The organism is Streptomyces sp. NBC_01460, assembly GCF_036227405.1.
Lineage (GTDB): Bacteria > Actinomycetota > Actinomycetes > Streptomycetales > Streptomycetaceae > Streptomyces.
This window is the reverse complement of sequence record NZ_CP109473.1, coordinates 6,506,646-6,518,969: the sequence shown is the minus strand read 5'-3', so window position 1 is coordinate 6,518,969 and position 12,324 is coordinate 6,506,646. Positions and strand designations below refer to the sequence as shown.

Here is a 12,324-nt window from a genome sequence, read left to right as displayed (position 1 = left end):
CGAGGGGAGAGGCGGCCAGGCTTCGGGGAGCCCGGCCGTCTCTCCCTCATGTGCCCCGTCGGGTCGTGCTCCGCCTACACCGCCCCCGCCGGATCCGATCCGGTGGGGGCTTCGGCGTGCAGGCGGTTGAGCAGCTCGCCGGTGGCCGCGTCCGCCGGCAGGAACGCCTCGACGGCCAGCTCTGCGACGGTCACGTCGAGTGGCATGCCGAAGGTGGCGATGGTGCAGATCAGCGAAAGTTCGGCGTCCCGGTACCGCAGCCGCAGCGGCAGGGTGAGATCAGCGTCGTCGGTGCCGGACGGCAGGCCCGGCTCGTCGGCCGCCGGGTAGGTGCGCAGTTCCCGCAGCAGCTCGGTCAGGCCCGGTTCGGCGGTCAGTTCCACCCGCCGCTGCAGGCGCAGCAGCAACTGGTCGTGCCACCCTGGGAAGTTCAGGATCCTCGGTCGCATGCCGTCGGGGTGCATCGCCAACCGCAGCGCGTTGACGGGAGGGCGCAGCAGTTCGGGTGCGGCGTCCTCGGCGAAGAGCGCGAAGCCGCTGTTGCTGAGCACGATGTTCCAGTTGCGGTCGACGACGAGCGCGGGGAAGGGTTCGTGCCCCTTCAGGATCTGGCGGAGCGCACCTCGTACGGGCAGCATCTCGGCCACGTCCAAGGGGGAGTCGGTGTAGGCGGGCGCGTACCCGGCCGCCAGCAGAAGCTGGTTCTTCTCGCGCAGTGCCAGGTCCAGGTGCAGACCCAGGCGCAGCACCATGCCGCGGCTGGGCTTGGACCGGCCGGTCTCCATGAAGCTGAGGTGACGAGCGGAGATGTCAGCCCGGGTGGCGAGCGCGAGCTGGCTGTAACCCCGCTGCTCGCGCCACCAACGCATCAGTTCGCCCACTGGGCGGGGCATCTGCCGGCTTTCCTGCACCTCGGTCATCTCGTCACCCTGCATCGATCTGGGCACCTGGCACAACTACGGTCCGGGTCGCGGAGGATGACGTGGGTGACAGCGTCCGCGACCCGCCCTCGTCCGGCCTGCGGTACCCGAAGGCTCCGCGGGCCGGGGATCACGCCGAGCGCTGTCCCGCTCCGGTGAAGCGGTGGTGCTCGCGGACCAGGCCCTTCTCGTCGCGGAGCAGGAAGTCGACGCCCCGCGCGCCCTCGGCGTCGCGCCACGGGTAGCGGAGGGCGTCGTGCTGCGCCGAGGCGCTTCCCCCCAGGTGCCGGGCGCCACCGGCCGCGAGCGCCGCGGCGACGGCGTCCGGCCCCTCGTGCACGCCGCTCTCGTCGACGAGGCGGGCGCCGGGCAGGTAGAGCTCGGCGACGTCCTTCTCCCGGTGGGCCGGTTCGGCGGTGGTGGTCGCCAGGTACCGACCGGCCTGGCCGTCGAGGTCGGCGGAGGACGCCGGGGGCTCGTTGAACTGGTAGTCGGCGGCGATACGGCCCCCGTCGTCCAGGAGCACCACGTCGAAGCCGATGGCGAGCACGGTGTCGCCGCGGTCCTTCGGCGTCATCACCCAGTTGAACGCCAGCGCGCCGTCGTGGTCCACCGGGGCGCCACCGGTCCGGAACAGCAGTCCCTGGCCGCCGACGAACTGGTCGTGCGCCTCGGTGACGCGGCCCACCAGTTCCTCTGTGCCCCGGAAGCGCCGGGTCCGGGTGAAGTGGAGGCCGTCCGGCGCCCACAGGTCCGTCACCGCGGCCCGCCGGACCGTGGCGTCGGGCTCGTTCCACATGGCTACGTAGCGTTCCAGCAGCTCGTTCGCGCTCACGTGCAGCTCTCTCTCGGTCCGCCCCGGAGCGGCGGCTCCGCGCCGCTCCGGGTGATCGTTCGGGTGGATCACGTGCCGGCGTGCGTGCGGGGCAGCGCCTGGACCAACAGGGCCAGGACGGCGGCGACCGCGACCAGGAGGATGATGCTCATGGTGAAGGCGTGCGGGTAGGACGAGGCCACGGGACTGTCCCCGAGGGCGTTGTAGAAGACGACGCCGATCACCGCCACGCCGATCGAGTTGCCGATCTGCAAGCCGGTGGTCAGCACGCCGGAGGCCGCACCGGCGTACTGCGGGTTGACCCGGGCGAGCACTGTGGACGCCAGTGGGGCGACCGCGAGGCCCATGCCGGCGCCGTCGATGATCAGACCGGGGATGAGCCACGCGGCGCTGCCGCCCGTACCCAGCCGCTCGGCGGTGACACCGATGACGACCAGGCCGACGAGCATGATCAGGGCGCCGACGGCGAGCACCTGGCGGCCGAACTTTACGGCGAACTTCGAGGCGTTCATCGACGTGTAGAGGTAGCCGGCCCCGATGGCGGAGAAGAGGAGACCCGCCTGCAGCGCGGTCAGGCCACGGCCTGCCTGCATGTATAGGGCGAGCACCAGGAAGAACGACGCCTGGCCCATCCAGAAGACGAGCTGGCAGGCCAGTCCGACGACGAGGGCGCGGTCGCCGAACATGGACATGTTCACCAGCGGCGAGCCGCCCCGAGCGGCGATCGACCGCTCGACGCCCACGAACACGGCGAGCAGCACCACGAACGCGCCGAACGAGATCCAGGTCCACGCCGGCCAGCCGTGCTCCCGGCCCTCGATGAGCGGCAGCACCAGGGCGGCCAGGGCGAGGGTGATGAGGGCGACGCCCGTGAAGTCCAGCTCGGGCCGGCCCTCCGCCCGCGCCTCCGGGACCAGCTTCAGGGTCAGGCCGATGATGAGCAGGCAGAGCGGCAGGTTCACCAGGAAGCAGGATCGCCAGCCCAAGCCCGCGATGTCGGCCTCGATCAGGAGGCCACCGATCAACTGCCCGAAAACGGCCGCCAGTCCCATGGCCAGGCCGTAGCCGACGAACACCTTCAGGCGGGCCGCCCCGGTGAACACCGTGCTCAGCAGCGCCAGTACCTGGGGCGCGAGCAGCGCCGCGGACAGCCCCTGGAGCACCCGGGAGAAGACGAGGAAGTCGCCGGTTCGGGCGATGCCGCACAGCAGCGAGGCGACGGTGAACAGGGCCAGGCCCAGCAGGAACATCCTGCGGCGCCCGTAGAGGTCGCCCAGCCGCCCCCCGGTGATCAGGCCGACGCCGTACGCCAGGCCGAACCCGGCGACCACCCACTCGATGGCGGCGGCGCTCGCCCCGAGGTCGGACCGGAGGGAGGGGATGGCGACGTTGACGATGAAGAAGTCAAGGGTGGTGATGAAGACGCCGGCCAGCACGATCGGCAGGATCAGCCTGTGCGGCACGGCCGGGCTGCCGGCTGCCTGCGTGGGCGGTGAGGGCGCCGAGGCACCGCGGTTGGTCTCGGTGGTCATCGTTCGCACTCCCGATAGCTGGACGAAGGGTGTTCACCTGGCGTCCGCGGCCGGTGGACGCGTGTGTCGAATACTCCGCACAGCGTGTCGGCGGTCCGCTACGGGGTCAATTACCTGCCAGGTAATCAAGGGGCCGCCCTTCGTTCCCCGACCCTCCGGACATGGCCGCGCACGACGTCCCGACCGGTTTCTCCGTACCCGGATCAGTACCGCGTCAGCGTGCGGTCGGCGCGGACTGCGGCCATCAAACTCGCTTTCGCCCCGATCTGGATCCCATTGACTTTCCGGAAGGCCAGCAGGGTGAATCCCGGGAAAACATGCACAGCTACGGACTGCATATCGCGGGGAAGGACTTGGAGGGCGACGGCTGGGTCTGCACCGTGACCTTTTCCAACCTCAGTCCGACGATGCCGGGCCAAGTGCCTGAGCCGGGTGATAGACACCTGTGATGGCGCAGTTCTTGGTACTGGTTGACGGTGAGGCGGGCGGGTGGCGGGTCGACCGCGAGGCGCTGACCGCGGCGATCCGGGCTCGGTGGTCAGATGTCGAGGTTGACTCGACGCACCGAAGTGAGGCGCGAGGCAACAGCTGGCACTTCGGGACGGAGAGCGGTCCGGGCGAGGCGTATCTGCATCAGGACGGGACCTGCCTGTACCTGGACGTCCGGCACGAGGGCGCTGCGTGGTTGTCAGTCGCCTTCCGCAGGCTCGCTCCGGCGGACCTCGATCTGATCTTCTGCGACGAGGACTTCACCTTCGATGTTCGGCTCAGGGCCGAGGCCACTGACGCGGAGCGGACTGCTCCGATGAACGATGTCTGACTCGGCGCGGCACGTGCGACTCGGTACGCCGAAGTCGTCCGACCGGCGTCCATGATGCCCAGTTGAGCTGGCAGTGTGGTGAAGCCCCTGGTATACGGGTTTTCGACCAAGAGAACCGCCTGCCGCATCACCAGCCTTGTTCAGGCCGTCCTCACCTTGCATTTGAATTGCTCAAACTGAGGTTGGAAAGGCTCACTGTCGGAAGCGGTTGTGGACGTTCGACCAGGCGCCGAACTCCGCCGACATCTCATCTCCCGCAACTGCCCGCCCGTCTCCAACAGCCGGATCAATCCCTCGAACTGCTGCCGCAGCCGATCGGGATATGAGCCGTACTCGCCGATCGGCACGCACGACTCGATCAACAGGCCTGCGGACACCTACCGTCGATGCCTTCGGCTGATCGGGGTGAAGCGGGCAGGTCCGGGACCGCTCACCTGCCTATCGCCCCTCCTGCAGGTGTCCGGAGCGTCGGCCCAGCCACACGGCGGAGGGGGGCCCGGGCTCCGGCACGGACGCGTGACAGCCCGTTCCCCTTCGTCCGGGGCCGGGGGGAACGGGCCGGCCTGAGCGCCTGGCGGTAGGCCCCCGGAGTGGTGTCGAACTCGCGGCGGAAGGCCAGGTGGAAGCCGACGTTGCTGTGGTAACCGACCCTGGCCGGGATGTCGCTCAAGGCCACCGATCCGTCCGAGAGCAGCGCACGAGCCTGCTGGAGCCGGCGTACCGTCAGGTGATGGGCCGGTGTGTCGCCGACGAGTGCCCGAAAGGTCTCGGAGAACACGGAGCGTGACATACCTGCCTCGCGGGCGAGGGTCTCGACCGTCCAGGGGCGGGCGTAGTCGCGGTAGATCGCCACCAGGGACGCACTGATGCCGGGGTGGCGCAGGGCCTGGAGAGCGGGGGAAAGCTCCGTGAGGCGTTCCAGGGCGGTTCGGAGCGCCAGGACGAAGACCATTTCGAAAGCGCGCAGGGCGACGAGCCCGGAGCCGGGGGACGTACGCGCGATCTCTGATGCGAGTCCCGTCGTGGACGATCGTCCGTATGCACAGGGCGAGCTCGGTCCAGCCACGGACGTCCATCAGCCCCACGGCACCTGCGTAGCTGCCCCTGGGCTCACGCTCCAGGCTGTCGATGATCTGCATGGCCCGCAGCTTCGGGGCGCCCGTCATCGTCCCGGCGGGGAAGGTGGCCCGTACGGCTTCCAGTGGGCTGGTCCCCTCTCCGAGCCGGCCGCTGACCGTCGACACCAGGTGGAACACGTGCGAGAACGCCTCCACCGCCATCAGCTCGTCGACCGGCCGGGTGGAAGGGCGGCTGACCCTGCCTATGTCGTTCCGGCAGAGGTCCACCAGCATGATGTGTTCGGCCTGTTCCTTGGCGCTCTCGCGCATCTCCTTGATCCGCCGCTGGTTCTCCTCCTCGTCCGGGCTGCGACGGGCCGTTCCGGCGATGGGGCACATGACGATCGTGTCGTCCTCGATCCGGATGAACAGCTCGGGGCTCGCGCCGATCAGCAGCTTCCCCGCACCCGGCATCACGTACATGTAGGGCGAGGGATTGCGGTGGCGCAACCGCCGGTAGACGTCCTCGGGCGCCAGCTCGGTCCGTACGTCCAGCCGGTGGCCGATCTGGATCTGGTAGATGTCCCCGGCCCTGATGTGCTCCAGACAACGGTCGGCCCACTCCAGGAACGTGTCCCGGTCCACGCTGTCGCGCACCGAGTGCGGTCGCGGCGCCGCCGGCACCCCCCGGCCCGGGGCGTCGGCCCTGGCGGCGTGCTCCGCCAGGGCCCCGGACGTCGGGGAGCGTGTCAGCGGGTGGGCCGGCCGGGTCGGCGAGGGCCGGGCCCGCTGCGTGGTGCAGGCGGACGGAGCCCGCTCCCACGTCGTACCAGACGGTGTCCCGGAAGAGGGTGAGCGTGATGTCGGGTGCCGGGGACGGCTTGGTCCGCTCCCCCAGCGTGTCCATGTTCCAGGTCGACTCGTAGGTGAAGGAGGAGAGGAATCCGAAGGCGTACGCGGTCTGCGGCACGTCGGTCTCGATCGCGAACGCCCCCCGCACCGATTCCAGTACGGTCCACAGGGCGTCGTCGCCGGTGAATTGCATGGCGGTTCGGGCAGGGCCGGGCAGAGCCGCCCCGGGTCCGGCCACGGTGAGGCCCGCACGTCGCGCCTCCGCCTCGATCGCCCGCACGAGCCCGGGCGGCCCTTCGGCCTCGATGCGCCCGGCACGACCGTCGCCACCGAAGACCCTGATCTCCGCGAGACGGCCGAAACCGACGACGGCGGAACGCCGGCCCTCGTCGGCTCCCTCGATGTTCTCGAGGAGAAACACCCCGTCGGCCGGAAGAGTCCGGCGCAGCGCCGAGTAGAGATCGAGCGGGTCGTGCGGTGCCAATTCGGTGCGCGTCACCGTGACCGGAAGCGGAATAATGGCGGGTTCACCCCCGCTCTTCCTTCCGGCCGAGTGCGATCTGCTGACCGGCCGTCTGGCAGCGGTCGCGCGGGGCGAGGCCCTGGTCCTTCAGGGCGGGGACTGCGCGGAGACCTTCTCCGGGGTCGGCGCGGACGCGGTGCGCACCACCCTGCGGACCCTGCTCCAGATGGCCGTCATCCTGACCCAAGCCTCCTCGCTTCCGGTGGTCAGGATCGGACGCATGGCGGGCCAGTTCGCCAAGCCCCGGTCCAGCGCCTTCGAGGAGCGGGGCGGTGTCAGGCTCCCGTCCTATCGGGGGGACGCCGTGAACGGGCTGGAGTTCTCCACCGGTTCCCGGTCACCGGACGCGACCCGGCTGAACCGTACGTACGAGGCGTCGGCGGCCACCCTCAATCTCGTCCGCGCGCTCACCGCCGGTGGTTTCACGGACCTGACCGAGATCCACGCGTGGAACCGGGAGTTCGTCATCTCGTCGCCCGCGGGCGGACGGCTACAAGACCCGTCATGTGGAGACGCTCCTGGACGAGCTGAGCGGATTCATGGAGGTCCACCGGAGCCTGGGCACCCATCCGGGAGGCATCCATGTGGAACTGACCGGGAGCGAGGTCACGGAATGCCTCGGTGGCAGCCGCCCGGTCGGCCCGCAGGACCTCGGAAGGCGATACGAGTCGGCATGCGATCCGAGACTCAACCGGGAGCAGTCCATCGATCTGGCATTCCGCCTCGCCGACATGTACCGCCGTGTGCCGACGGGTTGACACCGCGCTGTCGCCCCGTGCCCGAGGTGTGGTCTCGATCCGGTCGGACAGCAGCGCAGCGCCTCCCTGGCGTTCCCGAGGTCGTTGCCGAATACCCGGCCGTACGCCTGGGACTGCTCCCCCTCCCGTGGGGAGCGCCGCTGCAGCGTGCGCAGGACCACCCGGCGCACGTGGGCCGGGGGAGGATCTCGCAGTCGGTCCGCGCTTCCCCGGTATCCGATCGGGTTGGTCGTGACGGCGGTCCGCTCGGCACGTTTCGGGCAACGGCCGAGGGGCAAGCGGCGGTCATGGACAGAAATGATGATGTCGTGGAGACCCGCGGTAACGAACACCACGTAGTGCTGTCGGCGGACACCAACGGGGACGGCAAGGCCGACGTGTGGATGACGGACACCACAGGCGACGGCAAGGCGGACGTCTACCAGTTCGACACCACCGGCGACGGTGAGGTCGACATCACCATGGTCGAGCGCGCGGCGGAGGCCGGCGAGGACCGCGTCGTGGTCGAGGGGGACGGCGGACATCCGGTGGAACCCTGAGCGCCCGCGTAGCCGGCCCACCCTCTCGGCACCTGTGTCCGGGACTCCATCCGGGAGTCCCGGACACAGGCGTATGGGGGCTTCCCGGAGGCGCGTACGGCTCCGACGTACCGAGCATCGCCCCCACCGGGGACCGAGGGCCGTTCTTACCTCGGAGTAACATCAAGCCCGACCGCACCGGCCGAGTTCCAGGAGCCCCCATGGCACGCGTCCCGCTCGTCCCGCGCTCGCCCCTGCTGCTCGCAGGACTGATGGCCGCCGCCGGGATCGCGCACTTCGCGGCCCCCGCGCCGTTCGACGGGACCGTGCCGCGTAGCCTGCCCGGCAGCCCGAGGACCTGGACGCGGGCCAGTGGCGCCGTGGAGCTGGCGCTCGCGGCAGGCCTTGCCCTGCCGCGCACCCGGAGCCTCAGTGCCCGCGCCACAGCGCTCTTCTTCGTCGGCGTCTTCCCCGCCAACATCAAGATGGCGTACGACTGGCGCGACCGCCCCGCACCCGCCCGGGCACTCGCCTACGGCCGGCTCCCTCTTCAGATCCCGCTGTATCTGTGGGCCCGCGCGGCGAGCCGCTGACCGGCAGGAACCTCAGCGGCCGGGGCTCACCGCCCGCGCCGCACACCGTCGTCGGCGAGGCACGACAGCGTGGTCCCACCCGCCCTCGCGTGGTCGACGGATCGCCGCGCGAGGCGGCCCCCGGCGCGACAGTCTGGTGGTGGGGCCGCCTCCGAGCGGTGGCATAACGTCATGCGCATGACCCAGTCCACCGCCTTCGCCGTGCATATCCCCGACGCCGACCTCGAGCCGGAGCCGCTCGAGCCCTCGCAGATCCTCGAAGGTTCTCCGGAGGTGTCGGGCAAGGTCCTCTGGGAGTCGGAGGACGGCCGGCGGATCCGCGGCATCTGGCAGATCACTCCCGGAGTGGTGACCGACACCGAGGCGGACGAACTCTTCGTCGTCGTCAGCGGCCGCGCCTCCATCGAGGTCGAGGGCGGACCGACCCTCACCGTGGAGGCCGGCGACCTCTGCGTCCTGCGTGAGGGCGACCGGACCACGTGGACCGTCCACGAGACCCTGCGCAAGGCGTACGAGATCACCCTGCCCTGAGATGGCGGGACCGGCGGACCCGTCCGCGGGGGACCCCCGGGTGCCGGAACCATCAGAGCCGACCGCGGCGGCCTGCCGGCGGTCGGCCCTGCTCGTCACGACGCCACGAGGGCCGGCGCGTACGAAGTGGCGCGGAAGATGGTGACGGAGCGTCAGGATGCGACGAAGCGAGCGATCGCGCCCAGCGTGATGGTGTCCGTCAGGTACCCGATGTGGGTCTGGCAGGCCACGTTGTTGTTCGTCGCGCCGTCCAGCTTGGTGCTGGTGTACGGGAGGATGACGCCGTCGCACGCCGAGTACCAGGTGGCGTACTTGGTGGCGCCGGGGGTCTCGTCACCCGAGGTGATCTGGGAGATGTAGGAGGAGCCCGGGTACATCTGCTGGCAGGTCACGTAGATCAGACAGGCGCTGGCGAAGGTCGTCCCGTGGTTCGCACCGGCGATCGAGGCAAGGTGGCTGACGCTGGTGTTGCCGCCCAGCACCTTCAGGTAGTACTGGCTGACGAGGCCGCCCATCGAGTGGTTGACGAGGGCGACCTTGCTCGCGCCGGTCTGCGACTTCACGTTGTTGACGAAGCTCGCGAGCCCCTGGGCGTTGGTGACGTTGTTCCCGTAGGAGTTGTAGTCGTACGTGAACAGCTTGGAGCTGGACCAGCCGTTGAGCTGGAAGACGCTCTTGGCCGTGACCCAGTTGGACGCGTTGCCGGTGTACCCGTGGACGAAGACGACCGGGGTGCTGGTCGACAGCGCCTGGGCGGCGGATGCGGCCGGGGCGGCCTTGGTGGCGGTGTCGGCCGCGCCGGCCGTCGATGCCGAGGAGAACAGGCTGAAGGCGACCGTGACGGCCGCGAGAACGCCGAGAAGCCGGCGCGGGGAACGACGACGCATGGGGGCACTCCTGACGGGGATGCGGGTGCTTGACGCGACCAGACTCGTGGCGTCGGGCCGCGGGCACCATCGGTGAAATCGCCAGTAGGTGTGGCACACACCGGACTCCTCGTGGCCCCGCCTCACCACGACGGGACATCCCGGGCCCGACAGGCCTGCGGTCGGTGGGCCCGGCTCCGTCGGCCAGGCTCTTCGGTGACCTCACCTACGCGATCGACCGCGTGCGCGCCGGTGGAAATCCCTGGCCGCACCGGACTCACACGGCGGTGCGGGAGTGCACGCTGACGGCGTAGCCGCCTCCCTCGTGATACGGGTCGCCGCTCCAGGTGGCGTAACGGTGGAGCAGGGTCAGTCCGGCCCTGTCGCACCAGTGGTCCATCTCCGTCAGGGTCACCGTCGGCTCCGGCAGCGGCAGGTGGGCCGCGTCCAGCCCCATACCCGTGACCAGCAGGCCGCCGGGGCGCAGCGCGGTGGCGAGCTGCCGGACGACGCCGGGCTCGGTTCCGGGGGCCAGGAGGGGGATGACGTTCCCGGCGGCGAGCACCAGGTCGTACCCCGGCTCCAGGGAGAGGGCGTCCAGCCGGGCCAGGTCGCCGAGGAGCCACTCCTGCGTGGGGGCTTCGCGGCGGGCGACGTCGAGCATGGAGGAGTCGATGTCGACGCCGGTGCAGCGATGGCCCAGCTCGGCGAGACGGATCGCGATCCGGCCGGTGCCGCAGCCGGCGTCGAGCACCCGGGCGGCGGGCTGCAGCAGTGCGGCGCAGAAGGCGGCCTCGCCGTGGATGTCCTGGCCCGACTCGGCGAGCCGCGCGAAGCGCTGAGCGTACTGCTCGCCCGCCTGCCCGCCGGTCAGTTCCGCCCAGCGGTCCTGGTGTCCAGTCATGTACGGCGTGCCTTCCGGTCAGCCTCGCCCCACGGGGACGAGGACGGTGTCTTCACGCTCCTGCGCGGACCGTCCGGTCCCGCGCGTCACAGTGGACGGTGCGCGGTCGGCGGCGAGGCGGAGCCCGTCCACTTTCCCACTGCCCGGATGCGGTGCGCGCGGAGGGCACCGCGAGCTCAGCCGTCCGGCCTGCGTCGCCGGCGGACGGAGGGGGCGCTTCCCGCCTGCGGCCGCGCGGTCGGCCGCGTGGTGTCCAGGCTCTGACCGGTCGGACTCCGCCGGCCCTCCGGTCGAGGCGGTCTGGGGGCCGAGACGTTTTCAGCGCCTGAATTTTTCGCCCGGTGCCGAGCCATCACTCCAGCTCGGCGTCATCCTCTATGGTCTAGACCATAGAGGTCACCTGAAAACTCTTTACTTCGCAGGTGTGTTCATGGGTCACTCATGACGCGTCCACATCAACCACACGTGACCGTGGCGCGCATGGACCAGCCTGTACCCCCGGCGGCCCGGGGCTCCTCACCACGCCGCCCCGCGCACCCTGCTCGGCCTGCACGCTCTGCTCGGCCTGCACGCTCTGCTCGATCTGCTGTCCGAAACGGTGAAACCGACCACGACCGCTCACCGGCTACGCGGGTAGACCCGTGGACCGACGGGCACCCCCGCACCTGTCTTCCGCACTCCCCGACGCGCCTGGAGGCATCCGTGTTCTTCCGAGTCCGCACCCCCCGTTCCGCCCGCCGGACCGTCATGGCGGCAGCGGCGCTCGCCCTGAGCGCCGTACTCGCCCCGGCAGTGTCGGCAGGCCCGGCTGCCGCGCAGCCGGCGCCGCCGAACAGCACGGTTCCCCTCGGCGCCGGCTACATGGGCATCGGCTACACCCAGGACGGCGCGGCCTTCGCGCCGGACACGAGAACGCTCCGGCTCGAGGCCGAGGGGGCCGCAGGGCCGCTGGCCACACAGCTTCCGGGCATCGACGTCTCCCACTACCAGGGGACGATCAACTGGTCGTCGGTCAAGGCCGCGGGCATCAAGTTCGCCTACATCAAGGCGACCGAGTCGACCACCTACACGGACCCCCAGTTCAGCGCCAACTACGGGAACGCCCACAGCCAGAAGGTGATCCGGGGCGGTTACCACTTCGCCCGCCCGAACCTCTCCGGTGGTGCGGCCCAGGCCAACTACTTCGCGGCCCACGGCGGGGCCTGGTCCAGGGACAACCTGACCCTTCCCGGGATGCTGGACCTCGAAGCCGGCTGCTACGGCATGTCCACGTCGGCGATGAGGACGTGGATCCTCGACTTCTACAACGCGTACAAGGCGAAGACGAGCCGTGACGTCGTCATCTACACCAGCCCGAGCTGGTGGAACACCTGCACCGGCAGCTGGAGCGGCATGTCCGCCAGGAGCCCCCTCTTCGTGGCCCACTGGACCTCCGCGGCCAGTCCCTCGATCCCGGCGGGCTTCCCGTACTGGACCTTCTGGCAGTACAGCTCCACCGGTTCGGTGAGCGGTATCAGCGGCGCCGTGGACCGCGACCGCTTCAGCGGCACCGAGGCGCGGCTGCTGGCCCTGGCCAACAACACCGCCTGACGAGTGCGGGGAGATCCGTCCGGC

12 protein-coding genes and 2 pseudogenes are annotated in these 12,324 nt (G+C 70.3%); 7 read left to right on the top strand and 7 right to left on the bottom strand.

Annotated features, from left to right (window positions below; genetic code table 11):
• Positions 1 to 74 precede the first annotated feature (74 nt).
• The 3 genes from OG488_RS29470 to OG488_RS29460 all read right to left on the bottom strand — a co-directional run bounded on the left by OG488_RS29470 (position 75) and on the right by OG488_RS29460 (position 3,287).
• A complete protein-coding gene (locus OG488_RS29470) occupies positions 75 to 893 on the bottom strand; it encodes a helix-turn-helix domain-containing protein (RefSeq protein ID WP_329234077.1) in 819 nt (272 codons plus the stop codon).
• Positions 894 to 1,050: 157 nt separating this feature from the next.
• A complete protein-coding gene (locus tag OG488_RS29465; protein WP_329234075.1) occupies positions 1,051 to 1,755 on the bottom strand; it encodes a hypothetical protein in 705 nt (234 codons plus the stop codon).
• 68 nt (positions 1,756 to 1,823) lie between these two features.
• Positions 1,824 to 3,287 carry an MFS transporter gene (locus OG488_RS29460; protein WP_329234073.1) on the bottom strand — a complete coding sequence of 488 codons (1,464 nt, stop codon included), beginning with the start codon at positions 3,285 to 3,287 and terminating at the stop codon, positions 1,824 to 1,826.
• 161 nt (positions 3,288 to 3,448) lie between these two features.
• Between OG488_RS29460 and OG488_RS29455 the strand changes: the two genes are divergently transcribed.
• Positions 3,449 to 3,736: a hypothetical protein gene (locus OG488_RS29455; protein ID WP_329234071.1), complete on the top strand. Its 288-nt coding sequence runs from the start codon at positions 3,449 to 3,451 to the stop codon at positions 3,734 to 3,736.
• Positions 3,736 to 4,107: a hypothetical protein gene (locus OG488_RS29450; RefSeq protein WP_329234069.1), complete on the top strand. Its 372-nt coding sequence runs from the start codon at positions 3,736 to 3,738 to the stop codon at positions 4,105 to 4,107. Before OG488_RS29455 ends, OG488_RS29450 begins: the two co-directional genes overlap by 1 nt.
• 430 nt (positions 4,108 to 4,537) lie before the next feature.
• On the opposite strand, the gene OG488_RS29445 is transcribed toward OG488_RS29450, so the two are convergent.
• Both OG488_RS29445 and OG488_RS29440 read right to left on the bottom strand, forming a co-directional pair.
• Positions 4,538 to 5,059, bottom strand: a complete 522-nt coding sequence (locus OG488_RS29445; RefSeq protein ID WP_329234067.1) for a helix-turn-helix transcriptional regulator — start codon at positions 5,057 to 5,059, stop codon at positions 4,538 to 4,540.
• Between the two features lie 112 nt (positions 5,060 to 5,171).
• A pseudogene (locus OG488_RS29440) lies at positions 5,172 to 5,810 on the bottom strand (anthranilate synthase component I family protein); the annotation flags it as partial.
• Between the two features lie 737 nt (positions 5,811 to 6,547).
• On the opposite strand from OG488_RS29440, the pseudogene OG488_RS29435 reads away from it, so the two are divergent.
• From OG488_RS29435 to OG488_RS29420, 4 genes and pseudogenes are all read left to right on the top strand, one after another.
• A pseudogene (locus OG488_RS29435) lies at positions 6,548 to 7,298 on the top strand (3-deoxy-7-phosphoheptulonate synthase); the annotation flags it as partial.
• Between the two features lie 287 nt (positions 7,299 to 7,585).
• On the top strand, positions 7,586 to 7,837 hold the full coding sequence (locus OG488_RS29430; RefSeq protein ID WP_329234065.1) for a hypothetical protein: 252 nt from the start codon (positions 7,586 to 7,588) through the stop codon (positions 7,835 to 7,837).
• Between the two features lie 200 nt (positions 7,838 to 8,037).
• Entirely contained in the window at positions 8,038 to 8,409 is a 372-nt protein-coding gene (locus OG488_RS29425) for a DoxX family protein (protein WP_329234063.1), read from the top strand.
• Between the two features lie 177 nt (positions 8,410 to 8,586).
• Complete coding sequence (locus tag OG488_RS29420) at positions 8,587 to 8,940, top strand: cupin domain-containing protein (RefSeq protein ID WP_329234061.1); 354 nt, start codon at positions 8,587 to 8,589, stop codon at positions 8,938 to 8,940.
• Between the two features lie 152 nt (positions 8,941 to 9,092).
• Here the strand turns inward: OG488_RS29420 and OG488_RS29415 are convergent, their stop codons facing one another.
• Positions 9,093 to 9,827: an esterase/lipase family protein gene (locus OG488_RS29415; protein ID WP_329234059.1), complete on the bottom strand. Its 735-nt coding sequence runs from the start codon at positions 9,825 to 9,827 to the stop codon at positions 9,093 to 9,095.
• 256 nt (positions 9,828 to 10,083) lie between these two features.
• Complete coding sequence (locus tag OG488_RS29410) at positions 10,084 to 10,710, bottom strand: class I SAM-dependent methyltransferase (protein ID WP_329234057.1); 627 nt, start codon at positions 10,708 to 10,710, stop codon at positions 10,084 to 10,086.
• Between the two features lie 747 nt (positions 10,711 to 11,457).
• Between OG488_RS29410 and OG488_RS29405 the strand changes: the two genes are divergently transcribed.
• Positions 11,458 to 12,300: a GH25 family lysozyme gene (locus OG488_RS29405; protein ID WP_329239102.1), complete on the top strand. Its 843-nt coding sequence runs from the start codon at positions 11,458 to 11,460 to the stop codon at positions 12,298 to 12,300.
• Positions 12,301 to 12,324 lie beyond the last annotated feature (24 nt).

Coding starts and splice junctions, on each gene's coding strand:
- OG488_RS29470 (WP_329234077.1), bottom strand. CDS start 893: ATGCCCCGCCCAGTGGGCGAACTGATGCGTTGGTGGCGCGAGCAGCGG.
- OG488_RS29460 (WP_329234073.1), bottom strand. CDS start 3,287: ATGACCACCGAGACCAACCGCGGTGCCTCGGCGCCCTCACCGCCCACG.
- OG488_RS29455 (WP_329234071.1), top strand. CDS start 3,449: ATGGCCGCGCACGACGTCCCGACCGGTTTCTCCGTACCCGGATCAGTA.
- OG488_RS29450 (WP_329234069.1), top strand. CDS start 3,736: ATGGCGCAGTTCTTGGTACTGGTTGACGGTGAGGCGGGCGGGTGGCGG.
- OG488_RS29445 (WP_329234067.1), bottom strand. CDS start 5,059: ATGGTCTTCGTCCTGGCGCTCCGAACCGCCCTGGAACGCCTCACGGAG.
- OG488_RS29430 (WP_329234065.1), top strand. CDS start 7,586: ATGGACAGAAATGATGATGTCGTGGAGACCCGCGGTAACGAACACCAC.
- OG488_RS29425 (WP_329234063.1), top strand. CDS start 8,038: ATGGCACGCGTCCCGCTCGTCCCGCGCTCGCCCCTGCTGCTCGCAGGA.
- OG488_RS29420 (WP_329234061.1), top strand. CDS start 8,587: ATGACCCAGTCCACCGCCTTCGCCGTGCATATCCCCGACGCCGACCTC.
- OG488_RS29415 (WP_329234059.1), bottom strand. CDS start 9,827: ATGCGTCGTCGTTCCCCGCGCCGGCTTCTCGGCGTTCTCGCGGCCGTC.
- OG488_RS29410 (WP_329234057.1), bottom strand. CDS start 10,710: ATGACTGGACACCAGGACCGCTGGGCGGAACTGACCGGCGGGCAGGCG.
- OG488_RS29405 (WP_329239102.1), top strand. CDS start 11,458: ATGGCGGCAGCGGCGCTCGCCCTGAGCGCCGTACTCGCCCCGGCAGTG.